Annotated in this window: 19 protein-coding genes; 7 read left to right on the forward strand and 12 right to left on the reverse strand. The window is 64.4% G+C overall.

What is annotated here, in order from left to right; genetic code table 11:
- Positions 1-3 precede the first annotated feature (3 nt).
- Positions 4-1,380 carry a peptidylprolyl isomerase gene (locus PCA20602_RS03050; protein WP_150719890.1) on the reverse strand — a complete coding sequence of 459 codons (1,377 nt, stop codon included), beginning with the start codon at positions 1,378-1,380 and terminating at the stop codon, positions 4-6.
- Positions 1,373-3,736, reverse strand: coding sequence for an LPS-assembly protein LptD (locus PCA20602_RS03055; RefSeq protein WP_174980742.1), 2,364 nt, complete (start codon positions 3,734-3,736; stop codon positions 1,373-1,375). Before PCA20602_RS03055 ends, PCA20602_RS03050 begins: the two co-directional genes overlap by 8 nt.
- 163 nt (positions 3,737-3,899) lie before the next feature.
- Here PCA20602_RS03055 and PCA20602_RS03060 point away from each other — a divergent pair, with 163 nt between their 5' ends.
- The 7 genes from PCA20602_RS03060 to purH all read left to right on the forward strand — a co-directional run bounded on the left by PCA20602_RS03060 (position 3,900) and on the right by purH (position 11,550).
- Positions 3,900-4,985, forward strand: coding sequence for an aminoglycoside phosphotransferase family protein (locus PCA20602_RS03060; protein WP_150719892.1), 1,086 nt, complete (start codon positions 3,900-3,902; stop codon positions 4,983-4,985).
- 10 nt (positions 4,986-4,995) lie between these two features.
- Positions 4,996-5,736, forward strand: coding sequence for an N-acetylmuramate alpha-1-phosphate uridylyltransferase MurU (gene murU / locus PCA20602_RS03065; protein WP_150719893.1), 741 nt, complete (start codon positions 4,996-4,998; stop codon positions 5,734-5,736).
- Positions 5,737-5,808: 72 nt separating this feature from the next.
- Positions 5,809-7,140: an aminopeptidase P N-terminal domain-containing protein gene (locus tag PCA20602_RS03070; RefSeq protein ID WP_150719894.1), complete on the forward strand. Its 1,332-nt coding sequence runs from the start codon at positions 5,809-5,811 to the stop codon at positions 7,138-7,140.
- A gap of 43 nt (positions 7,141-7,183) precedes the next feature.
- The gene (locus tag PCA20602_RS03075; RefSeq protein ID WP_150720022.1) at positions 7,184-8,530 is read left to right on the forward strand and encodes a UbiH/UbiF/VisC/COQ6 family ubiquinone biosynthesis hydroxylase; all 1,347 of its coding nucleotides are present in this window, start codon (positions 7,184-7,186) and stop codon (positions 8,528-8,530) included.
- A 120-nt stretch (positions 8,531-8,650) separates the two neighbouring features.
- A complete protein-coding gene (dusB, locus tag PCA20602_RS03080) occupies positions 8,651-9,679 on the forward strand; it encodes a tRNA dihydrouridine synthase DusB (protein WP_083253654.1) in 1,029 nt (342 codons plus the stop codon).
- Positions 9,676-9,909 (forward strand): Fis family transcriptional regulator, encoded by a 234-nt coding sequence (locus PCA20602_RS03085; protein WP_039393174.1) that lies wholly within the window; start codon positions 9,676-9,678, stop codon positions 9,907-9,909. Before dusB ends, PCA20602_RS03085 begins: the two co-directional genes overlap by 4 nt.
- Positions 9,910-9,984: 75 nt before the next feature.
- Positions 9,985-11,550: a bifunctional phosphoribosylaminoimidazolecarboxamide formyltransferase/IMP cyclohydrolase gene (purH, locus tag PCA20602_RS03090; RefSeq protein ID WP_150719895.1), complete on the forward strand. Its 1,566-nt coding sequence runs from the start codon at positions 9,985-9,987 to the stop codon at positions 11,548-11,550.
- A gap of 257 nt (positions 11,551-11,807) precedes the next feature.
- Here purH and PCA20602_RS03095 read toward each other — a convergent pair whose 3' ends face one another.
- The 10 genes from PCA20602_RS03095 to dapB form a co-directional block, all read right to left on the reverse strand.
- The gene (locus tag PCA20602_RS03095; protein WP_150719896.1) at positions 11,808-12,875 is read right to left on the reverse strand and encodes a porin; all 1,068 of its coding nucleotides are present in this window, start codon (positions 12,873-12,875) and stop codon (positions 11,808-11,810) included.
- A 128-nt stretch (positions 12,876-13,003) separates the two neighbouring features.
- Positions 13,004-15,256: a molybdopterin cofactor-binding domain-containing protein gene (locus PCA20602_RS03100; RefSeq protein ID WP_150720023.1), complete on the reverse strand. Its 2,253-nt coding sequence runs from the start codon at positions 15,254-15,256 to the stop codon at positions 13,004-13,006.
- 7 nt (positions 15,257-15,263) lie between these two features.
- A complete protein-coding gene (locus PCA20602_RS03105; RefSeq protein ID WP_150719897.1) occupies positions 15,264-15,707 on the reverse strand; it encodes a (2Fe-2S)-binding protein in 444 nt (147 codons plus the stop codon).
- A gap of 154 nt (positions 15,708-15,861) precedes the next feature.
- A complete protein-coding gene (locus PCA20602_RS03110; RefSeq protein WP_150719898.1) occupies positions 15,862-16,803 on the reverse strand; it encodes an AraC family transcriptional regulator in 942 nt (313 codons plus the stop codon).
- A gap of 303 nt (positions 16,804-17,106) precedes the next feature.
- On the reverse strand, positions 17,107-17,742 hold the full coding sequence (locus tag PCA20602_RS03115; protein ID WP_150719899.1) for a HutD/Ves family protein: 636 nt from the start codon (positions 17,740-17,742) through the stop codon (positions 17,107-17,109).
- A 90-nt stretch (positions 17,743-17,832) separates the two neighbouring features.
- The gene (locus PCA20602_RS03120; protein WP_150719900.1) at positions 17,833-19,101 is read right to left on the reverse strand and encodes a glutamate-5-semialdehyde dehydrogenase; all 1,269 of its coding nucleotides are present in this window, start codon (positions 19,099-19,101) and stop codon (positions 17,833-17,835) included.
- Between the two features lie 213 nt (positions 19,102-19,314).
- Complete coding sequence (holA, locus tag PCA20602_RS03125) at positions 19,315-20,394, reverse strand: DNA polymerase III subunit delta (protein WP_150719901.1); 1,080 nt, start codon at positions 20,392-20,394, stop codon at positions 19,315-19,317.
- A 57-nt stretch (positions 20,395-20,451) separates the two neighbouring features.
- On the reverse strand, positions 20,452-20,967 hold the full coding sequence (locus PCA20602_RS03130; protein ID WP_174980744.1) for an LPS-assembly lipoprotein LptE: 516 nt from the start codon (positions 20,965-20,967) through the stop codon (positions 20,452-20,454).
- A 124-nt stretch (positions 20,968-21,091) separates the two neighbouring features.
- Positions 21,092-23,683 (reverse strand): leucine--tRNA ligase, encoded by a 2,592-nt coding sequence (gene leuS, locus PCA20602_RS03135; RefSeq protein WP_150719903.1) that lies wholly within the window; start codon positions 23,681-23,683, stop codon positions 21,092-21,094.
- Positions 23,684-24,055: 372 nt separating this feature from the next.
- A complete protein-coding gene (gene dapB, locus PCA20602_RS03140) occupies positions 24,056-24,853 on the reverse strand; it encodes a 4-hydroxy-tetrahydrodipicolinate reductase (protein WP_150720024.1) in 798 nt (265 codons plus the stop codon).
- Positions 24,854-24,913: the final 60 nt, after the last annotated feature.

Genomic DNA, 24,913 nt, shown 5'->3' on the forward strand with positions numbered 1-24,913 from the left:
CGCTTACTGCTGCGCGCTGCTCAGACGGTAGTCGACGTAAGCGCTGTCGCGCAGCTGTTGCAACCAGTCGCGGTATTGCTGCTCGGCCTTGCGTCCACGCAGTTCCTGCATGGCAAGGTTGCGCTCCTGATCGCCGGAGACTTGCGACTCGCGATGGCCCAGCACCTGAATCAGGTGGTAACCATACTCCGAGCGCACCGGATCGCTGATCTGGCCGTCCTTGAGTTCCGACATGGCACGCTCGAATGCAGGCACCGTCTCGCCCGGCGAAATCCAGCCGAGATCGCCGCCTTGCGACGCCGAGCCGTCCTTCGAGTTCTCGCGCGCTGCCACGGCAAAGTCGAGTTGCCCCGCTTCGATCTTCGACTTCAGATCAAGCAGCTTCTTGCGTGCTGCCTCTTCCGAAACGCCGTCGCCCACCGGAATCAGGATGTGACGGGCGTGGATCTGCGGCACAGTCATGCCCTGATCGCCGCCCTGCTTGCGGGTTTCGACCAGCTTGATGACGTGAAAACCGTTGTTGCTGCGAAGCACCTGCGGCACGACCGTGCCCGCTTGCAGCTTCTGAACCTGATTCAGGTACAGATCGGGAATACGTTCGGGAATGCGGAAGCCCATGTCGCCGCCGTTCGCCGCATCGGAGGCATCCGAGTACTGCTTGGCGAGTGCGGCGAAGTCGCCACCGGCCTTCGCCTTGTCGAGCGCTTCGGCCGCCTTTTTCTGGGCTGCGTTGACCTGATCGGGCGTTGCGCCGTCCGGCAGCTTCACCAGAATCTCGCTCAGGCGGTATTCCGTTTCCGTCGGTGTGGCGGTCGCGCCGCGCTGCGCGGCGAGATACGAATTGATTTCCGAGTCGCTCACCTGCACCTGGCTGTCGACCTCGCGATCGCGCAGACGCGCCATGGTGATCTGCTCGCGCACTTCCTTGCGGAAGGCGTCCCACGGTACGCCGGCCTGCGACAGACGCGCCTTGTACTGATCGACGCTCAGACGGTTGTCGGCGGCGATACGCTGCAATGCCTGCTCGACGTCGGCGTCTTTCACGACGATACCGTCTTCCTTGGCACGCTGGAGCTGCACCTGCGTGACGATCATCTGCTCGAGCACCTGACGTTGCAGCAGGTCGGCATCCGGGATCGGGCGCTTGGCGAGCGTCAATTGGTGCTTGGCTTCCTCGATACGCGTGTCGAGTTCCTTGCGGGTGATCACGCTGTCGTTGACCACGGCGACGATGGAATCGACCGCCCGTGCAGACGACGCGGGCGCGCCTGCCGTTCTGGCGCTGACCGGCGCCGGCTGAGCCACCGCCACCCCGGCGGCGAGGCACAAGCCCGACAGGCCCGCTAACAGCGAGGCACGCTTCACAAACATGTCATTCATAGTTGCTGAATCGAGAAGGAATCTGGTTCGTCGGCGGCGGTTGATAGCCCGGCACCCCGACCTTGAAGGCTTCTGTGGCGCTGTTGCCGGACTTGGTCAAGCCCTTCAACTCCAACTGCGCGAAGATGCGCGAGGTCGTCGTCGTAGCGTTGGTCGCGTAGCGCTGGAGCCCCACCCGGAAGGCCCAGCAGTCGGCATCATACTCGAAACCCGCCAGGGCATCGATGAACGTCTTGTCCGTGATGCTGTAGTTCAGGCGGCCAACGATGCCGAATCGCGGTGTGATCGGCCACTGCCCGGAAAGTTCGATCTGATTGATCGGCGAGACCGTCAATGCGGTTTGTCCCACGACCGGCGGCGGATTGCGCAGATAGCGGTAGTACAGGTTGAGTACCTTGCGCTCGCCGGGACGCCACGTCACGCCAACGTCCGAGCGGTTGAACTGCGATGTGCTCGGGCTGTATTGCACGGCGGAACTGAAAGTGACGTTCCGGTATAGCAGGGCCGAGCCGCCGACCAGGAAGTCGGATACGCCGGCGTCTTCCGGCACCCCGCCCGGCATGGTCACGCGCGACTGCTGAATGTTGTAGCGCTGTGCGTACCAGATACGCCCGCGTTCCACACCGGTTTCGGCGTCGATCAGGCGTGAGGTCAGCGCTGCCGTGACACGGTTCGCGTCCTGAATACGGTCGACGCCAATGAACGAGTTCTCGCTGAAGATTTCCGCGAGGTTGAAGTCGGCCGTCGCGCTGTCGAAAATCGGAATCGAACTCTGATTGCGGTACGGCGTATAGACGTAGAACAACCGCGGCTCCAACGTCTGCTTCATGGCTGTGCCGAACAGCGTGAGCGGGCGTTCGAACGTCAATCCGGTATCGAGGCTGACCGTTGGCACCGTACGCGTGATCGACGACTGCATCGTCGATCCGCTCGCATAGTCAACGTTGTACGACGCGGCATTGAAAATGACCTTCGGCACGACGAAATAGCCGGGCGTCAGGATCGGGTAGCTCAATGTGGGCTGCGCGTAGATCCGCTCGCCGTTCGGCTGCCCCGTCCATGAAGCGATCTGGAAACGGTTATACCGGATCGGCATCGTGAAATCGAAGCCGTGGAAGTCAAGCTTGTTATACGTCGCCGACAGCTCCGGCACGGATTCGTACTGCGGCGTGCTCGGCGCCAGTGTCTGATACTTCAGCACGCGCGCGAGGAACGACCAGTCGCCGTAACTCCACGTCAGACCCGCTTCGCGGTTGTACACGCGCTGAACTCCGGTCTGGAAGTTCGTGCCCGAGCCGAAATCGTCCGGATACGTATCGTCGGACACCTTCGTGAAGTTGACGTAGGCGTTCACGCCATAGCCCAGCGACTGACTGTGCTGGAACGTGAACGTGTAACGGGCGTCACCCGTCACACGATCCTTCGGCAGGTATTCGATGTGGAACAGGCCGCCGTAGGTTGGCTCCATGTACCGGAAATCGGCAACGCCCATCACACCTCGCTTCGTCATGAAGCGCGGGGTAATCGTCAGGTCCCGGTTAGGCGCGATATTGAAGTAATACGGCGTGGCCAGCTCGAAGCCGGTGCGGCTCGATTGCGTAAACGTCGGCGCCAGAAATCCCGAACGGCGCTCGTTCGACGTCGGGAACGACAGGTACGGACTGGCGAGAATCGGCACGCCCTGGAAGAACAGGATGCCGTTGTACGCCGTGCCTTCCTGCTGCTCCTGGTCGAACTCGAATTCCGACGCCTTGATGTACCACGCCGGGGTTTTGCCCTCTTCCGCACAGGCGCTACACCCCGAATAGGTACCCCGTTGCAGCGTGATGACGTTGTTCGCCTCGATATCCGCGCGCTCCGACTTGCCCCCGCCGCCGGAGACAAGCCGGTAGGTCGGGGTGAGCATGTAGCCATCGCCCGCGCCGGTATACATATGGGCCTCGGGGCCGGTGAACAGATTGCCGCCCTGCGACAGACGGGCGTTCCCGTGAGCCACGACCTCGTCCGTGTCCTGGTCGTAGGTCAGGCGGTCGCCCTTCACGAACGAGCGGTACTTGCGCGCCTCGGCGTCGTCATCGACCGTCGCATCGACATTGGTCCGACCGGAGAGATGCATGCCCCGCACGTACATCGGCACGTCGTTGCCGTCTCCAAGCGGGTTGTCGACGAGCGCCGGCACCGTTCTCAGTACGAGACCGTCGCTCTTGGCAATATCGGGCGGGGGAGCTTCCTGCGCACCGGCGAGCGAACACCACACGCCCGGGAGGGAGAGCAGGAGCGCCAGTGGCTTGCGTCGCGTGCGCATCATGCGCCGCAGCGACGAGACTTCATTCGTATGGACTTGTTTATCCGGCATGTACGCAAACAGCGTGACAATCGAGGCGCCGCTTGCGGGCAGCCAATCCCGCCTGTCCAGACGGCTTTGCCGGGACATTCGGGACGGTCGATCGAGGTCGAGAAACAGGGCGTCTGGAAAACATGATCGGGTATTATATGGCAAGACGTTTACCGCCCCCATCATGACAGCACACCCCACCGCATCCGCGAGTGTTTCCAACGCTTCCAGCGCCCTCGCCGACACCACCGATCCCCGCCTGCAAGCCCTTCACCACTGGCTCTCCAGCGTGTCCGGCGCGTTCTCGCTCGACATGACGAACTGGGCCCCCGCTTCGGCGGACGCGAGCTTCCGGCGGTACTTCCGCATCGGCAGCCACGATCCGGCGCATCCGAGCCTGATCGTGATGGACGCGCCGCCGCCGCAGGAGGATTGCCGTCCGTTCGTGCACATCGCCGGCTTGCTGGCCGAAGCGGGCCTGCAAGCCCCGAAGGTACTGGCCGAGGATCTTGCGCAGGGTTTCCTGCTACTCACGGATCTGGGACGCGAGACGTATCTCGACGTGCTCAACGACGATAATGCTCGCCCGCTCATGCGCGCCGCGCTCGACGCGCTCATCGTCTGGCAGAAAAGCTCGCGCCCGGAGGTGCTGCCCGCCTACGACACGGCGCTGCTCCAGCGCGAACTCGACCTGTTCCCGGACTGGTACGTCGGCAAGCATCTGAAGGTGGCGCTGAGCGACACGCAGCGCGCCACGCTCGATCGCATCAACCAGTTGCTCATCGAGAGCGCACTCGCGCAGCCCAAGGTGTTCGTGCATCGCGACTACATGCCGCGCAACCTGATGCCGGGTCTGCCGGGCACGACCGGCCCGGGCATTCTCGATTTTCAGGATGCCGTCTACGGCCCGCTCACTTACGACGTCATTTCGCTCATGCGCGACGCGTTCCTCAGTTGGGACGAGGAGCGTCAGCTCGACTGGCTGGCGTATTACTGGGAGCGTGCACGCAAGGCCGGTCTGCCGGTCGACGCGGATTTCGGCGAGTTCTACCGGCAGGCCGAGTGGATGGGGCTGCAACGCCACCTCAAGGTGCTCGGCATCTTCGCGCGCATCAACTACCGCGACGGCAAGCCGCGCTATCTCGCCGATACGCCACGCTTTATCGATTACGCCCGCAAGGTCGCGGACCGCTACGCGCCGCTGCGTCCGCTGGCCGGGCTGCTCGACGAACTGACCGGCCAGCAGGTCGATGTCGGTTACACGTTCTGAGGCCCGGCGCATGAAGGCGATGATCTTCGCCGCAGGACGCGGCGAACGCATGCGTCCGCTCACGGATACCACTCCCAAGCCCCTGCTGAGCGTCGGCGGCAAGCCGATCGTCGTCTGGCAGATCGAGGCGCTTGCCCGCGCGGGCTTCACCGACATCGTCATCAATCACGCGTGGCTGGGCGCGCAGATCGAAGCCACGCTCGGCGACGGCAGTGCCTTCGGCGCGCGTCTCGCGTATTCCGCCGAAGCCGAGGCACTGGAGACGGCGGGCGGCATCGCGAACGCCAGAACATTGCTCGAAGGCGACGGCAACGTGTTTCTCGCCGTATCGGGCGATATCTTCACCGCCTACGACTACGCCACGCTTCGCCCGCAAGCGGCGCGTCTTGCTACGCAGGCCGAGCCCGGCATGCATCTCGTGATGGTCCCGAATCCGCCGTTTCATCCGAAAGGCGACTTTGCGCTCGACGCGACGGGCCACCTCTCATTGCCCGACGATGCACCTTCGAACGCCATGCCGCTGACGTTCGGCAACATCGCGCTTTACGACCTGCGTCTGTTCGACGGCATTGCCCCCGGCACCTGCCTGGCGCTCACGCCGCTGTATCGCCGCGCGATTGCCGCAGGGCAGGCGAGCGGCGAGCGCTTCGACGGCGTTTGGGAAAACGTCGGTACACCGGCGCAGCTTGCCGCGCTCGACGCCGAAGTCCGCGCCCGGCACGACCTCGCCCCCGGCAGTAGAATCGCCTGAACGGGTCGTGACGTCCCCAAACCCACGACCTCACGACCGAATTAGAACCAATTCCCCGAAATGGAGCCCGCGATGTCTGATTCTCCGTACCGTGCCCGCCGCGAGCGAGTCATCGAACAGATGCGCAAGGCCGGTGGCGGTGTCGCCGTTCTGCCCACGGCGCCGGAAGTGCCGCGCAACCGCGACAGCGACTACCCGTACCGTCACGACAGCTACTTCTATTACCTCTCGGGCTTTACGGAGCCCGAAGCGGTTGTCGTGCTCGACAGCCGCACCGGTCAGTCGATCCTGTTCTGCCGCGCGAAGAATGAAGAGCGCGAGATCTGGGACGGCTACCGCTATGGTCCGGAAGCCGCGCGTGAGACCTTCGGCTTCGATGCCGCGTACCCCATCGACGAAATCGACACGCGTCTGCCCCAACTGCTGGCCGACGCACCGGCCCTGTTCTATGCGCTGGGCGCCTCGGCGCAACAGGACCGCCAGGTGCGTCATTGGCTGAGCGCCGTGCGCGCCCAGAGCCGCACAGGGGTGTCGGCCCCATCGGTCGCCCGCGACGTCCGCACGATTCTCGACGAGATGCGTCTGGTCAAGGACAGCACCGAACTCGACATCATGGCGCGCGCCGGCAAGATTTCCGCTGATGCACACGTGCGGGCGATGAAAGCGTCGCGCGTGGGACTGCGCGAATACCATCTCGAAGCGGAATTGCTGTACGAATTCCGCCGCCACGGCTCCCAGTTCCCCGCATACGGTTCGATCGTCGCAACGGGCGCTAACGCGACCGTGCTGCACTACCGCGCAGGCGACACGGAACTGCGCGACGGCGACCTCGTGCTGATCGACGCCGCCTGCGAACTCGACGGCTACGCGTCGGACATCACGCGCACGTTCCCCGCCAACGGCAAGTTCACGCCGGCACAACGCGAGCTGTACGACATCGTGCTGGCATCGCAGCAGGCGGCCATCGACGCAACCCGTGCCGGCGTGCGTTTCGACGCGCCGCACGACGCTGCCGTGCGCGTGCTCGCACAGGGCATGCTCGACACCGGCCTGCTCAAACGCGACACCGTGGGCAGCCTCGACGACGTCATCGCCAACAAGTCCTACAGCCGCTTCTACATGCACCGCACCGGCCACTGGATCGGCATGGACGTGCACGACTGCGGCGAGTATCGGGAAGACGGCCCGGACGGTGAGCGTCCGTGGCGCACGCTGACCGCCAACATGGTGATGACCATCGAGCCGGGCATTTATGTGCGTCCCGGCCCGGACATCGACGAGCGTTACTGGAACATCGGCATCCGCATCGAAGACGATGCGGTCGTGACCGCCGGCGGTTGCACGCTGCTCACGCGCGACGTGCCCGTGGATGCCGACGAGATCGAAGCGCTCATGCGCGGCTGATGGGCCACGTGCAACGCGCAGGCGACCGTATGGACGACCGATGATGAACGCTCAGGCTTCCGCTACTTCAGCGACGTCACCCACCGACGCACAGACGACGCCCCCGCGCGCCGTCGGCCGGTTCGACGTCGCCATCGTCGGTGCCGGCCCGGTCGGCACCACGCTTGCGCTGCTGCTGGCGCAACGCGCACCGCAATTGCGAATCGCCCTGGTGGACGGGCGCGGCCCGCAAGCGGGTTACGACGACCCGCGCACGCTCGCGCTCTCGCACGGCAGCCGTGAAATCCTCGCGCGCGCCGGCGCGTGGCCGCACGAGCGCGGTGCCCCACCTGCGCTACCGGGCACGCCGATCCAGCACATTCACGTGTCGCAGGCGCAGCGCTTCGGCAGCACCGAAATCGATTACCTCGATCACGGCGTGCCGGCGCTCGGCTACGTTGTCCGGTACGGCGCCCTCATGCGTGCGCTCGACACCGCGACCGCGCAGTTGCCCGCCCGCTTCGCGCACGCGCCGCAGGCCGGTTCGGCCAGGTCCGGACAGCACGACGTGCTCGACTCGGATACGCCGGGTCTGCATCACTTCCGTCCCTATCGCGCGATCGCTCTGCGTCAGGACAGTCAGCAAGTCACCATCACCCTCGGCACGTCGCTCGACGATCAGGCGCACACGCTGCACGCCACGCTCGCGGTGAATGCCGAAGGCGGCCTGTTCGAGGGGCAGACGGCACGCCCGCGCGCCCGCGATTACGGGCAGACGGCGCTCGTCGGCTTCGTGACCTGCGAACGGCCGCGCATCGGCTGGGCGTGGGAGCGCTTCACCTCGGACGGCCCGCTCGCCTTGCTACCGCAGGAAAACGGCTACGCGCTCGTGTGGTGCTGCTCGCACGCGCAGGCCGAACGCCGTCGTGAGCTGGCCGACGCCGCCTTCCTCGCCGAACTCCATCAGGCATTCGGCGACAGAATGGGCAAATTCACATCGATTGCCGCACGCGCGGGTTTCCCGCTCGGCCTGAACGCACTGGGGCAGGTGGTCGACGCGCGCGTCGCCGCCATCGGTAACGCGGCACAAACGCTGCATCCGGTCGCGGGACAGGGACTCAACCTCGGCCTGCGCGACGCCTTCGACCTTGCCGACGCGCTCGTGCGCGACAGCCGCGCGACCACCTCCCACCGGGGCGTTCCCGGCCCCGCGGCACTGACCGCCTTCGCGCGTCGTCGCCGCACCGACCGGGGGCTGACCATCCGCATTACCGATCTGCTGCCCCGGGTGTTCGGCATCGACGCCACGCCGGTGGCCGTGCTGCGTGGCATGGCGCTCGCCAGTCTGGACCTCGTTCCGCCACTGAAAACGGCTTTCGCACGGCAGATGATGTTCGGCCAACGCGGCTAAGAGGTTGCGCAGAGAGGCCTTTTCGGACAGGGCCGCCCGAAAGATTGCACAATTTTTAGGCGACGGGGACGGGTTTTCGCAGTAAAATAGCGATCTTTTTCCCGACTTTTCCCCTTCATCGTGCGTATCGGTCCCCACGAACTCCGCAATAACCTGTTCGTCGCCCCCATGGCAGGCGTGACGGATCGTCCGTTCCGCCAGTTGTGCAAACGACTGGGCGCGGGCTATGCCGTGTCGGAAATGGTGGCCTCCAACGCCCAGTTGTGGAAGAGCGAGAAAACGATGCGCCGCGCCAATCACGCGGGCGAAGTCGCGCCGATCTCCGTGCAGATCGCGGGCGCCGATCCGGCCATGATGGCCGAGGCGGCCCGCTACAACGTCGAGCGCGGCGCGCAGATCATCGACATCAACATGGGATGCCCGGCCAAGAAGGTCTGCAACGTGGCGGCCGGTTCGGCCCTGTTGCAGAACGAACCGCTGGTCGCACGCATCGTGTCTGCCGTGGTGGGCGCCGTGGGCGACGTGGTACCGGTCACGCTGAAGATTCGCACGGGCTGGGATCGTGAGCACAAGAATGCGCTCACCGTCGCACGCATCGCCGAAGACTGCGGCATCAGCATGCTGACGGTACACGGCCGCACGCGCGCCGACCTCTATCACGGCGACGCCGAATACGAGACCATCGCCGCCGTGAAGGCAGCCGCGCGCATTCCGGTCGTGGCCAACGGGGACATCACGTCGGCGCAGAAGGCAAAGCACGTGCTCGAAGTCACGGGCGCAGACGCCATCATGATCGGCCGGGCAGCGCAGGGGCGCCCCTGGTTGTTCCGCGACATCGAACTCTTTCTCACGACGGGCGAGATCGCATTGCCGCCGCGCGTCGACGAGATCCAGCAGATCATGAACGAACACCTCGAAGACCATTACGAGTTCTACGGGGAGTACACCGGTGTACGGACCGCGCGTAAGCATATCGCGTGGTATTCGCGTGGCCTGCCGGGGGCAGCCACGTTCCGCCAGCGTATGAATACGCTCGACACCACGCAGGAACAGTTGGCTGCGGTCAACGAGTTTTTCGAAGAGCAGAAGGCGCACTCGGACCGTCTCTGCTATGAACAAGAATCTCCGAGGGAGCTATTAGCCGCATGAGCAAAGCAAACATAGAACAATCTGTGCGCGACAGTCTGGATATGTATTTCCGCGATCTGGACGGCGCACGGCCACACGATGTCTACGATATGGTCGTCTCGGTCGTCGAAAAACCCCTGCTCGAGTTCGTGCTCGGCAAGGCCGACGGCAACCAGTCGCTCGCCGCGGAGTATCTGGGGATCAACCGCAACACGCTGCGCAAGAAGTTGCAGCAGCACGGTCTGCTGTAAGGGGTTCACCGTCCCCGGCCGATCCCGCGCCTTCGCGTCCACCCGCCCGTTTTTGCCGCTTCACTACCGTCCGTCATGATCAAGCAAGCTCTTATTTCCGTCTCCGACAAGACCGGCATCGTCGACTTCGCCAAGTCGCTCGCCGCCCAAGGCGTGTCGATTCTCTCCACTGGCGGCACCGCCAAACTGCTGGCCGACGCGGGCCTGAAGGTGACCGAAGTCGCCGACTACACCGGCTTTCCGGAAATGCTCGACGGCCGCGTGAAGACGCTGCATCCGAAGGTGCACGGCGGCATTCTGGCGCGTCGTGATCTGCCTGAGCACATGGCGGCACTCGACAAGCACGCCATTCCGACGATCGACCTGCTCGTGGTGAACCTGTACCCGTTCGTGCAGACGATCGCCAAGGACGACTGCTCGCTCGAAGACGCCATCGAGAACATCGACATCGGCGGCCCGACCATGCTGCGCTCGGCGGCCAAGAACCATCGCGACGTCACCGTCATCGTCGATCCGGCCGACTACGCCGTGGTGCTCGACGAAATGAAGGCGAACGGCAACACCGTCGGCTACGCCACGAACTTCCGTCTCGCCACGAAGGTGTTCGCGCACACGGCCCAGTACGACGGCGCGATCACGAACTACCTGACGAGCCTCGGCGAATCGCTGCGTCACAGCGAGCGCTCGGCCTACCCGGCCACGCTGAACCTCGCGTACACCAAGGTGCAGGACATGCGCTACGGCGAGAACCCGCACCAGAGCGCGGCGTTCTACCGCGACATCGTCACGCCGGAAGGCGCACTGGCGAACTACCGTCAGTTGCAGGGCAAGGAACTGTCGTACAACAACATCGCCGACGCCGATGCCGCGTGGGAATGCGTGAAGACGTTCGAAGCGCCCGCCTGCGTGATCATCAAGCACGCGAACCCGTGCGGCGTGGCCGTGGCGGCATCGCCGGCAGACGCCTACGCGAAGGCCTTCCAGACCGATCCGACGTCGGCCTTCGGCGGCATCATCGCCTTTAACCGCGAAGTCGACGAAGCCGCAGCACAAGCCGTGTCCAAGCAATTCGTGGAAGTGCTGCTCGCGCCGTCGTTCACCGACGCCGCCAAGCAAATCTTCGCCGCCAAGCAGAACGTGCGTCTGCTCGAAGTGCCGCTGGGCAACGGCGTGAACCAGTACGACTTCAAGCGCGTGGGCGGTGGCCTGCTCGTCCAGTCGCCGGACGCGAAGAACGTGGCGCCGCACGAACTGCGCGTGGTCACGAAGCGTCACCCGACGCCCAAGGAAATGGAAGACCTGCTGTTCGCCTGGCGCGTGGCGAAGTACGTCAAGTCGAACGCCATCGTGTTCTGCGCCGGCGGCATGACCCTCGGCGTGGGCGCCGGTCAGATGAGCCGTGTGGATTCGGCACGTATCGCAAGCATCAAGGCGCAGAACGCCGGTCTGTCGCTCAACGGTTCGGCCGTGGCGTCGGATGCGTTCTTCCCGTTCCGTGACGGTCTCGACGTGGTGGTCGACGCGGGCGCGACCTGCGTGATCCACCCGGGCGGCTCGATGCGCGACGACGAAGTCATCGCCGCTGCCGACGAACGCAACGTCGCCATGCTGATGACGGGCACGCGCCACTTCCGTCACTAAGCGGCTAAGTCTGTCGCTTCGATGACCCCGCAACGGGTCATCGGCCGAGACGAAAAAGGACATCTCCGGATGTCCTTTTTTTGTGGCTGGACGCGGCATAGCGGCGTCGAGTGACGTCACGTCGGCATCGGACCCGCGCCCGGCACTGTGCCTGGCACCGGGCGCGTCCGATGCTTCCTGCGACGCCCTCCCCCCCGGGTCGACGTCGCACAACGAGGCGGTGACGGTTCCGCCTCTGAAGTCTGTGGTTGTGGCGATCAGAAGAAGTGCGACAGCCCCACTGCCACACCCAGTTGATTGCTTCCCGGCACCACGCTCATGCCGTACCCTGTCACGCCGAGATTCGAGCCATTCTGGTTGCGCGAGAATCCGACCTCCGCAAACAGCTGCGTACGCTTGGACAGCAGGTATGCCGCATTGGCCGCCAGTAGATACGGATGTTGATTCGACGAGGTGATGTTGTTGTAGTAGATCGCGCCCGACAGAATCACCTCGGTCACCGGCCGGTATTGCAGGCCCGCGAAGTACAACTCGTTACGTCCGGCCACCCCCGGCACATCGCTCAAATACCACTGGTAGCCGACATACGGCTTGAAGTTGCCGAGTGCGTAGCTCGCACCGGCGGCCACACGCTGGGTCGTTCTGCCCTGCGTCGCGACGGACGTGCCCTGCTGCTGGTCATACACCAGCGAGACGTTGAGCGGTCCGTTGGCATAGCCCACCGACACGCTGTACTCCTTGCCCACACGCCATTCGCCCGGCACCTGTGCGCCGTTGGTAATCGTGGCGTCGTAGCCCGTCGAGAACAGACCCGCAACCTTGAAACCGTTGAAGCTGCCCGCGTACTTGATCGAGTTGTCGGCCTTGCCGACGAACTGGGCGTCCAGCGCCGGTAACGAGTAGCTGTAATACGAGAGCGGGTCGAGTTCGAGGAACGCGTCGTAAATCAGATTCTTCTGACGGCCGATGGTCAGCGCGCCCCAGCCGTTCTGAAGCCCGACATACGCCTGACGTCCGAACATCCGTCCGCCCTGCTGCAACTGCCCCGAATCGAGGTTGAAACCGGCTTCGAGCTGCATGATCGCCTTGAGCCCGCCCCCGAGATCCTCCGAGCCTTTGAAGCCGAAGCGGTTCGGCGCCTGCGATCCGTTACTCACCCGAAAGAGCGACGACTTGTTGCCGTTCGCCGTCACGCCCGCGTTGCTGAGGTATTCCACACTGTTATCGAGGATCCCGTAGACCTGCAACCCATCCGCTTTGGCGCCGCCTGCCGCGAGCGTTGACGCCATCGCCATTGCCACTGCCATCCAAACCTTGCGTTTCATGACATTCCCTTATTTATATTGGACTACGAACCACACTGCCGTCATGCGCTGCGAGCCCGGCATTGCGCGACGCCTCATGAGTGCGCGTCACGCCCTGCCGAATGGGGGGGGATTGCGATAAACGTGTTTTACGCCGGGGCGTTCTCGGATACGCCGGCGCTCGCCAATGCACGGGCTTCGGTCACGGTCTGCGGCAACGGCATCGAGCGGGGACGCACGCCCGTGGCCCGGCGAATCGCCTGTGCGACCGCCGGCGCCATCGGCGGCAGCGATACCTCGCCGCAACCTTGTGGCGGACGGTCACTGGGCAGGATCACCGTCTCGATCTTCGGCATCTCCACGAGATACAGCAGCGGGTAATCGCCGAAGTTGCTTTGCTCCACGCCGCCGTTCGCAAACGTGATCTGGCTCTTGAAAGTGTTGGTCAGCGCGAACCCGATGCCGCCTTCGATGTTCGCGCGGATGAGGTTGGGATTGATCGACCGGCCGCAATCGACGCCACACACCACGCGCTCGATCTTGAAACGATCGTTCACGACGCACAGCTCCACAGCGACCGCGACGTACGTTGAGAAGGCCGCGCCACGCCCGGTGTACGTGCAGTAACCGAAGCCGCGATGCACGCCGGGTCTGGGCTTCGCATGCCATCCGGCGGACGTCACCGTTGTCTCGATGACACGGGTGGCCAACGGATCGTGCCGGAGCAGACGCTTGCGATAGTCGATGGCGTCGATGCCCGCCGCGTCCGCCATCTCGTCGATGAAACTCTCGAGGAAGAAGACGCTCGACGTCGACCCGACCGATCGCATGAAGCTCACGGGGATGTTCGGCTGCGGCACGTCGATACCTTCGACCAACAGATTCGGCACCGCATAGACGAGGTCGTAAAGCCCGTCGAGCATGGTCTCGTCGTAACCCGCCTTCTCGTAGTGATCCTTCTTGATCACGTTGTACATCGACTGTCCGGCCACGCGCAGGTGCATCGCCCTGGGCAATCCGTCGTTGCCGAGCACGGCCTGGAAGCGGCCCGAGGCACAGGGGCGATAGAAGCCGTGACGAATGTCATCCTCACGCGAGCGAATCACCTTGACGGGTCGCCCCACGGCCGCCGAAGCCACCGCCGCGTGAATCACGAAGTCGGGCACGTACTTGCGTCCGAAACTGCCGCCGAGGAACGTCGTGTGCACGGTGACTTTCTCCGGCGGCAGCTTGAAGATGCCGCCGAGCGCCCAGCGCACTTTGTCCTGCCCCTGAATCGGGCCCCAGACTTCGATTTCCCCTTTGTCCTTGCGTACGTGCACCGTGGCATTCACGGGTTCCATCGTCGCGTGGACGATGTACGGCGTGTGATACTCCGCCGTCACGACCTTGCCACCCGCAGCGATCCGTCCTGGCGCGTCGCCGATGTTCGTGGCGACGCCGCCCCGGGCACGCATCAGCGCCTCGCGACGCTGCGCGAGAATCGTCGTGCTGTCGGCGGCAGGGCCGGCCTTCCATTCGACGTCGAGCGCATCACAGGCCCGCTTCGCGCGCCAGTAATCGTCGGCCACCACGATCACGGCATCCTTGGCCAGCACCACGTCGTGCACGCCTTTGCGCGACCGGATCTCGTCGCGGTTACGTACAGACAGCGGCACGCCACCGGACGTGGGCGCCATGCGAATCGCGCCGCACAACATGTCCGGCACTTGCACGTCGATGCCGAAGACGGCCGAGCCGTCGACTTTCGAGGGGGTATCGAGACGCGCCACCGACTTGCCGATCAACGTATGCGCGCTATCGTTCTTCAGTCGCGGATGCGGGTTGAGTGGCAGTTTCGCCGCCTCGGTGACCAGTTCGCCGTAGCCGAACGAACGGCCGGATTGCGGGTGCAGCACGCGGCCGTCTTTCGTCACGCAGTTGGTCGTGCGAACGCCGAAGCGCCGCGCAGCCACCGTGACGAGCGCTTCCCTCGCCTGCGCCCCGGCGATGCGCAGGCGCTCGTAGAACAATGTCGCCGACATCGATGCTCCGACGAATTGCTGCAAGGCTTCGTTGGCAGCGGCGGTGCGATATGCATCGCGCGCCGTCACGAACTCAACGCGCACACGCCGCCAGTCGGCATCCAGTTCGTCGGCCAGCACCTGGGGCAATCCGGTGTACACGCCCTGCCCGACTTCGCATTGCGACAGGCCGAGCACGGTCGTGCCGTCGGCATCGATACGAATCCAGTCGTTGATCTCGACGAGGGCTTCGCCGGCGGCACGCGCTTCCGGGCTGGCGAGCCACGATGCGGATATCGGGATCATCAGACTGCCGGCAGTCAGCGACATCCCCTTGAGCCAGTGACGTCGCGACGGCGAGGCCGGGGCATTCGTCGTCGCGCGCGCGGCGGCGATCATCGTCGGTTCAGCGTTTGGCTGCGTCATGGATCGCCTCGCGGATACGGTGATAGGTGGCGCACCGGCAAAGATTGGTCATCGCCTCGTCGATCTGGGCGTCGGTCGGGTGCGGATGCTTGTCGAGCAGCGCAGCGGCGGCCATCACCATGCCTGACTGGCAGTAGCCGCATTGCGGCACATCTCTGGCAATCCACGCCTGCTGGATCGGATGCGAACGCGCAGGCGACAGGGCTTCGATGGTCGTGATGCGCTTGCCCGCCACTGCCGAGACCGGCAGTACGCAGGTGCGCGTCGCCACGCCGTCGAGATGTACCGTGCAGGCGCCACACGCGCCGATGCCGCAACCGTATTTGGTGCCGGTGAGGCCCGCAGCGTCGCGAATCACCCATAGCAATGGCGTGTCGTCTTCGCCGTCGAAGACGAAGGGTCGCCCGTTGAGCTGCAATTCCATTGACTCTCCCGTTGTGACTGCCGCCGGCTACGCCCGAACGCTCGGGGCGCTGACAGATGGCGAGTGAATTCTCACAACGAGGAAATTGCCGGACAACGGCCGTGCGGCCCGAAAAGGATGCCGTTCGTCCAGAGACGGGAAAACCCTCAGACGCTCAATGCTCCAGCTCGCAGCTCCGGAGATATTCGCGCGGCGGCAGGCCGTAGCACCGGCGAAAGGCCCGCGTGAAGGCTTTCTCGGAGGCGTAGCCAACGGCATGGGCCACATCGGAGACACGCGCACCGGCGCCTGCCAGACGCTCTGCGGCGAGATACATTCGGTGCGTGGTGAGATACGTCATCGGCGACTCGCCGACGAGTTCGCGAAAGCGCAGACAGAACTTCGATCTCGACATGCCCGCGATGGCAGCGAGTTGTTCGACGGTCCACGAGCGCTGCGGCGCCTCGTGCATGCATGCGATGGCCCGCCCCAATTGCGGATCCGTCATCCCGCGCAGCCAATGCGTGCTCGCACTGCCGTGCTTGCCGAGATACGCGCGCAGAATCTGCACGAACAGTACGTCGGCCAGACGCGCCACGGCCACCCGCCAGCCGGCGCCGCGCTGCATCGACTCTTCGATGAACCCGGCGATGGTCGTCGTCAGCAATGCCGGCACGGCGGGGTCGCCTGCACGAATGTGGATCACCGGCGGAAGCGATGCCAGCAGCGGATTGCGCACCCGCTCGCGGAACATCACGACGCCGGTGTAAAGATCGCTCACTGCGCCGTCGCCACCTGCGCGAAAGGCCAGTGGCGTGTCGAGGCGTGGCTCGATCCCCTGTGCCGACATCATGGCTTCGAAGACGACGGGGGCCTCGTCGAGCGACGAACACATCACATGCTCATGGCCGTGGGGCAGCAGTACGCAATCCCCCGGTTCGACGCGCACCGGCGCCATGCCCGCCACGACGAGATAGAACGGCTCGCCCGTTGCCGTGCGGAACGGCGCGCCGTCGATTGCCGGTTTGCGCAGCGACCACGGCGCCCCGAAGGTGAAACGGCCGGTGACGACAGCGTCCGCGCGCAGGTCACCGAGGACGTCGCTCAGCGGGTCCATCGCGCCCTGCCTCGCGCAAAGTCATCGCTTCGTTGTTTCATAGGTGGAACTTTGATTTATCAGTGGATAAATCAAAGTATGCCGTTTTGCTGGCCGGAAAAGTATTGGGATTGACCTGAGGGGCGCAAAGGAGCCCACAGCCCGAAGCGGCTGATGTGTTCGGGGTCAGGATAGGTGGAGTCGGGGAGTCGGGAAAGCGGCCGAGCGGCGAGTGACGTTGGGCAGTCACGTTGCGCAGCATCGGCCCGTGCCATCGCTATGGCGCCGCATGGGCGCTCCGGCAAGGCCGCCGGATATCGAAGACTAGCGGCGGGCGACCGTCGTCAGGAAGACGTCTGCCAAAGGGGTGATCGCGCGCAGTTCGCAGACATCGGCGTCATCCGCAATCTCATTCGTCGCGCCGGCGTCGATACGCAGGGCGTGTCCGACCGGCACGACAAGCGTCGGCCCATCGCGGAACGACACCTGCACGTCGCCGTGCGGGCAGTAGAGAAACGCGACGGCATCGACGGCATTCGGTAGCGTCCACGTCAGCGCTTCGCCTTCTAGACGATGCTGCGCCAGCGTGTGCTGCCAGCCGTCGCGACGCGTCATGACGTTGAAGTCGTCGATCGGCACGCCGTCCACTTCGAGCGACGGCGTGCTGCTGACTGCCAACTCGCCAGGGAAAGCATACGGCGGCGTGCGCGTCGTGAGCGTGACGCCCGGACGCCCTTCGACCGCCAGCGTCAACGTGCCGCCACGCACGATGGCAAGCGAGCGATCGATGCCCGCGAACACCGAGAACGGACCCGGCACGGCGACGGTCGCCGTGCTGATGCGCCAGTCGAAGCCGTCCTCGCCCGCGCGACGCGATACCGCCAACTCCGTCGTCACGCCCTGACCGTTCTTCCACGGCATCTTCAGAAAATCGGCCGGGCCGAGTGCTTGCAGTTTCATTCGACGTATCTGGAAAACGAAAGGATCGACGCGGTGGCCGACGAGGGGATCGTTGATCGTGTCGACGATGGCGTCGGCGGTCGTGTCGAGTTACTGACGGACTTCGCCGTGACCGAACACGACGTACTTCAGGCTCGTCAGCCCTTCGAGACCAACCGGGCCGCGCGCGTGAAGCTTGTCGTTCGAGATACCGATCTCCGCGCCGAGGCCGAACTCGAAGCCGTCCGCAAAACGCGTGCTCGCGTTGATCATCACGCTGGCCGAATCGACTTCACGCAGGAACTGCATGGCGTCGGTGTAGTTCTCGGTGACGATGGCGTCCGTATGGTGCGATCCGTAGCGATTGATGTGCGCAATGGCCGGGGCCATGCCGTCGACGATCTTGATCGCGAGCACTGGTGCCAGATACTCCGTCGACCAGTCCTCTTCCGTGGCGGCGACGGCGCCGCTCACGCCGGCGTCCTGAAGCGCGGCGAGCGTGCGCTCGCAACCGCGCAGCTCCACCTGCTTGCTCTGGAACATGCGCGCGATGACCGGCAACTGGTCGATCGCCTGCTGATCGACGAGCAACGTCTCCATCGTGTTGCAGGTCCCATAGCGGTGCGTCTTGGCGTTCTCGCAGATCGCCAGCGCCTTGGCCGGATCGGCGCGACCGTCGACATAGACGTGGCAGATGCCGTCGAGATGCTTGATCATCGGCACACGCGCGTCCTGCATCAGACGGGCAATGAGGCTCTTGCCACCGCGCGGCACGATCACGTCGACATACTCGGTCATGGTGATGAGCTCGCCGACCGCAGCACGATCCGGGGTGCTCACGACCTGCACGGCGTCGCCGGGCAGACCGGTCGCGGCCAGTGCATCGGCGATGAGCGCCGCCAGCGCCGTGTTGCTCTCGATGGCTTCGGAGCCGCCGCGCAGAACGGTCGCGTTGCCCGACTTGAGGCAAAGTGCGGCGGCGTCGATGGTCACGTTCGGACGCGACTCGTAAATGATGCCGATCACCCCCAGCGGGACACGCATCTGCCCCACCTGAATGCCGCTCGGCTGCACACGCACGTTGCTGATTTCGCCGATGGGATCGGACAGACCGGCGATCTGGCGCAGGCCCTCGATCATCGTGCGCAGCGCTTTGTCGGACAGCGTGAGGCGGTCGATGAACGCCGCATCCTGACCGTTGGCGCGAGCGCGTTCGAGATCCCGGCGGTTCACTTCCTGCAATTTCGCACCGTCACGCTCGATGGCGTCGGCAATCGCGAGCAGCGCGCGGTTCTTGGCAGCGGTGTCGGCACGCGCCATTGCGCGCGATGCTTCGCGGGCGCGTTGGCCCAGCGATTGCATGTAGGCTTTGATATCCATGTCGTCGGTTTCGGTTCGGCGAACGTATCGCCAGAGTGTTCTGCGGACTATCGATGCGAGCTGAGCTCGTCAATTCGGGCGACGCTGCATCGCGTGTCACCGGCTATGCGCCAGATTGTCCATCAATTGCGGCAACCTTGCTGACGCATCTCCCGTCGTCCGAGAGCGGAGACCTCGCAAGGCTTGCGGGGATTTGCAGGGGATGGGCGCGATCTACGCGTGTGCCGGACGCCCGGCACGGGTAGAGCGCGCCATCGGCGGTCGCTCGCCGGCGAGCAACAGACCGAGTTGCAGCATGCCGTCCCAGGGATCACCCGGCAAACCGTCGGCGCGCAACCCCTTGACCTGCCGGTCCAGACGCGCAGCCAGTTGCAACGCCTGTGCGAGCATGGGCGCCGTGACGCGATTGGCCGCCTGTTCCATCAGCCGTTCGCGCGGCCCCCAGACGCGATATTCGCGCAGCAGCATCGCAAGCGGTTTGCCTGACGCCATACCGCGCGTGATCTTGGCGAGCGTGCGGACTTCCTCCGTCAGCGCCCACAGCACGAGCGGTGCCGCCTCGCCCTCACCGCGCAGGCCGTCGAGCATACGTACCAGACGCGCCACGTCACCCGCCAGCACGGCTTCGCTGAGCTTGAAGACGTCGTAACGCGCCACGTTCAGCACGGCATCCTGCACCTGTTCGAACGTCAACGCACCCGACGGATACAGCAGACCCAGCTTCTGAATTTCCTGATGCGCCGCGAGCAGATTCCCTTCGACGCGATCGGCAATGAACTGCAACACGCGTCGCCCCGGCTCGCCGGATTCGACACGTTGCCCCTGCGCACCGAGACGCTGGGCAATCCAGTCCGACAGTCGGGCCCGGTCGACGGGATCGACCTTCACCGTGACGCCGACACGATCGAGCGACGTGAACCAGTCGGACTTGCTGGCCGCGGCATCGAGCCGGGGCAGCGTGATGATAGTGAGCACGTCGCTGCTGGCGGCGTCGGCATGCGCCTTGAGCGCCGCGCCACCGTCCTTGCCCGGCTTGCCGCCGGGAATACGCAGTTCGATGAGCTTGCGATCGCCGAAGAGCGACATCGACTGCCCTGCGTTGGCCAGCGCGCCCCAGTCGAAGCTGCGCTCCACGCTGAGCACGTCGCGCTCGGTATAGCCGCCGGCGCGCGCCGCAGCGCGCACGCGATCTACCGCCTCCTGCACAAGCAGGCTCTCGTCGCCGTAGATCGTATAGATCGGCGAGAGGGTCTTGGCGAGGTGCGCGTCGAGCGCGTCGGGGCGCAGTTGCATGGCGGCGGGGATATCGTCCTGAGAAAGATTCGAGCGAAAGATTCGAGCGTTAGGGCGTTACTCTTCCGGCTTGACGTCAGGCATCTCCTTCACAGCTTCCATGCGACGGATGATCTGATCGACGGCATCTTTTTGCATATCGCGGTTGAGCAGCGCAGCTTCCGCGTCGCGCGCATTCGATTCGCTATCGCTATACGGGAGATTGCGGACGAGGCGGATCGTCGTCAACGGAATGATCGGTCGGCCATCGGGCGTGACAAGCTGGAATGTGAACGCGCTGCGCATTTCATATTCACGCGCCTGACCATTGGCATCCAGACTCACCGCCGTACGCGAGTTCGTCACACCGATGACTTCCAGACGAGCATCCGCGTCCTTCGGGTCAGACACAACGACCGTGCCCTTGCTTCCGTAACGGATGTAGCGCGAGATATCGACAGCCATCTGCCCGCCGCCTGAGATGTACAGACGCTGGAACGCATACTCGCTCGCGCCACGCAACTGGAAGCCACAGGCGCTCAGCGCCAATGCAGTCGCCAGCAATGCGACCCAACCGAAAACCCTGCGCGTCATGCCGACGCCTCGTTGCGCGGATGTCATTTGCACGTGATGTGCCCTCTTCTCACCAAACGTCGTCAAATCGTCCGGGGCGGCACGCCACCGCCCCGTTTATCGGATTGCACGGATCGCGAATGCCTCAGACCACCACGTTCACGAGTCGGCCCGGCACGACGATCACCTTCTTCACCGGCTTGCCTTCACCAAACTTCGCCGTCATCTCGTGTGCGAGTGCAGCCTGCTCGATGGCCTCGCGCGAGGCATCCTTCGCCACGCGCACCGCGCCGCGCACCTTGCCGGCCACTTGCAACACGAGCTCGATCTCATCCTGCACGAGCGCCGCTTCGTCGACTTCCGGCCATGCCGCGTCGAGCAGATCACCGGCTTCGGTAGCGTATCCCAGCTCCACCCACAGACCATGCGTGACGTGCGGCACGACCGGATACAACACGCGCAGCAGAATGCCGTAGCACTCGCGCACCGCGCCGGCGCCTGCCGCGCCCTTGTCGCTTTCGATCGCGTTGAGCATCTTCATCGCAGCCGACACGACCGTGTTGTACTGCACGCGCTGGTAGTCGTAGTTGGCTTGCTTGAGCACGCTGTGAATTTCGAGACGCAGTGCCTGAGCCGCGGGATTCGCCGTATCGATGGCCGCATCCGCCTGACGCAGCAACGCAGCCTGCGACTGACCGAAACCCCACAGGCGACGCAGGAAGCGGCTCGCGCCTTCCACACCGGCCCCCGACCATTCGAGTTGTTGCTCAGGCGGCGCGGCAAACATCACGAACAGGCGGGCCGTGTCGGCACCGTACTGATCGATCAGAGACTGCGGGTCCACCCCGTTGTTTTTCGACTTCGACATCTTCTCGATGCCGCCGAGCGCCACATCGCAGCCGTCGGCCTTCGACGTAGCGCCGAGCGGACGGCCCTTGTCGTCGAACTGCACCTGAACGTCGAGCGGGTTGAACCACGTCTTCTTGCCCGAGGTGTCTTCGCGATAGAAGGTCTCGTTGAGCACCATGCCCTGCGTGAGCAGGTTCTGCGCCGGTTCCTTGAAGCTCACCAGTCCCAGATCGCGCATGACCTTGGTCCAGAAGCGCGAGTAGAGCAAGTGCAGAATTGCGTGCTCGATGCCGCCGATGTACTGATCCATCGGCATCCAGTAGTCGGTACGCTCGTCGACCATCGTCTCGGCGTCCGGGCAGGCGTAACGCGAGAAGTACCACGACGAATCCACGAACGTGTCCATCGTGTCCGTCTCGCGGCGTGCGGGCTTGCCGCACTTCGGGCAATCGCACTTCAGGAACGCTTCGGACTTGGCGAGCGGATTGCCCGTGCCGTCCGGCACGAGATCCTCGGGCAACACGACCGGCAGGTCCTTCTCGGGGACCGGCACCGCGCCGCACGAGTCGCAATGAATGATCGGGATCGGCGTGCCCCAGTAACGCTGACGCGAGATACCCCAGTCGCGCAGACGGAACGTGACCTGCTTGTCGCCCGCGCCCTTTGCCTTGAGATCGGCGGCGATGGCATCGATGGCGGCCGCAAAGCCCAGACCGTCGTACTTGCCGCTGTTGATCAGCGTGCCTTCCTTCTCGCCGTACCAGGCTTGCCAGGCGTCGGTCGAATACGTCTGACCTTCCACGGCGACGACCTGACGGATCGGCAGGTTGTACTTGCGCGCAAACGCGAAGTCGCGCTCATCGTGCGCCGGCACGCCCATCACGGCGCCTTCGCCGTAACCCATCAGCACGTAGTTGCCGATCCAGACTTCGACCTTGTCGCCGGTGAGCGGATGCGTGACGAAGAAGCCCGTCGGCATGCCCTTCTTTTCCATCGTGGCGATATCGGCCTCGGCTACGCCGCCCTGCTTGCACTCGGCGATGAAGGCCTGCAAGTCGGGACGATCGGCCGCAAGACGCGTTGCCAGCGGATGCTCGGCCGCAATCGCGGCGAACGTCACGCCCATGATCGTGTCGGCGCGCGTGGTGAACACGCGCAACAGCTTCTGTTCGCCGTCGAGTTCGTACGGGAAGCCGAAGTTCACGCCGAAGCTCTTACCGATCCAGTTCTGCTGCATCACCTTCACGCGCTCGGGCCAGCCGAGATCGTCGAGGTCGCCGAGCAATTCATCGGCGTATTCCGTGATGCGCATGTAGTACATCGGGATTTCGCGCTTTTCGACGAGCGCGCCCGAGCGCCAGCCGCGACCGTCGATCACCTGCTCATTGGCGAGCACGGTCTGATCGATCGGATCCCAGTTCACCGTACCGGTCTTCAGGTAGACGACGCCCTTTTCGAGCATCTTCAGGAACAGCCACTGGTTCCAGCGGTAGTAGTCAGGCTTGCAGGTGGCGACTTCGCGCGACCAGTCGATCGCCAGGCCCATGGCCTGCATCTGCTTCTTCATGTAATCGATGTTGTCGTACGTCCACTTGGCCGGCGGTACGCCGTTGGCCATCGCGGCGTTTTCCGCCGGCATGCCGAACGCGTCCCAGCCCATCGGCATGAGCACGTTATAGCCGCGCATGCGCATCTGGCGGTACATCACATCGTTGATGGTGTAGTTGCGCACGTGCCCCATATGCAGCTTGCCCGACGGGTACGGCAGCATCGAGACGCAATAGAATTTCTGTTTATCCGCGCGCTCGGTGGTCTTGTAGGCGTCGATCGCCTGCCAGTGAGACTGGGCGGAGGCTTCGACGTCGGCGGGAACGTATTTTTCTTGCATGATGGGTCGGCGGATAGGATTCGGCTCGGTTTCGGCCCCGCGCGTACGCGTCACATGGTGCGCGGTACGCAGGATTTGCGGGGCGGATCCGGGGAAAACGATGATTATAACGCCGCCGGGAGTCGATTCGGCGTCATGTCGGCGAGGGGGTGAGGTCTTTGCGCAGCTTTCACTCGCTCACGGGGCGGGCGAAGCGATCGGGCTGGCACGATGCGCGCCTCAATAAAGGCGTAGGCACACCGGAGATGTCGTCCGGGGATGAAAAGCCCCGAAGCGCCCCGAAGGGAGCCGGTGAGGCCGGCGACGTCTCGAGGGAATACCTCGAACGGCGCCCGGCCGCCCCCCCGTCACCCGGTGCAAACTCGCGCTGGATCAGCGTAGGCCCAGCACGTCCTGCATGTCGAACAGGCCCGTCTTGTGCTGTGCGAGGAAGCGGGCAGCACGCAGCGAACCCTGTGCATACGATAGACGGCTCGACGACTTGTGCGTGATTTCGATACGCTCGCCGATTCCGGCGAACAGCACCGTGTGATCGCCGACGATATCGCCACCGCGTACCGTCGCGAAACCGATCGTCGACGGATCGCGCTCGCCGGTCACGCCTTCACGCCCGTAAATGGCGCATTCCTTCAGATCGCGGCCCAGCGCTTCGGCGACGACTTCGCCCATGCGCAGTGCCGTGCCCGACGGCGCGTCGACCTTGTGACGGTGATGCGCCTCGATGATTTCGATGTCGTAACCCGTGTTCAGGATCTTGGCAGCGATCTCGAGCAGCTTGAACGTGGCGTTCACGCCCACACTCATGTTCGGCGCGAAGACGACGGCCACGCGCTCGGCGCCCTTGGCCAGCAGGGCCTTGTCTTCCTCCGAAAAACCGGTCGTGCCGACGATCATCTTCACGCCGTGCTTTTCCGCCGCCGCCAGATGCGCGAGCGTGCCTTCCGGACGTGTGAAGTCGATCAGGTACTCGGCGTTCGCAAGCGCGGCATCGAGATCCGACGTGATCTTGACGCCCGTATCGCGGCCAAGGAAAGCGCCGGCATCGATGCCCAGCGCAGGACTGCCCTCACGGTCGAGCGCACCGACCAGTTCGGCGTCGTCCGCCGCGAGCACGGTTTCGATCAGCATCCGGCCCATACGGCCGGAGGCGCCTGCAATCACAATCTTCATCATGGTGAGTCTTTCGTCTTCTTTCTGCTGGCTTTGCGCGGCTTACCGCACCTTACCGCA

Source organism: Pandoraea capi (assembly GCF_902459735.1).
Classification (GTDB): Bacteria; Pseudomonadota; Gammaproteobacteria; order Burkholderiales; family Burkholderiaceae; genus Pandoraea; species Pandoraea capi.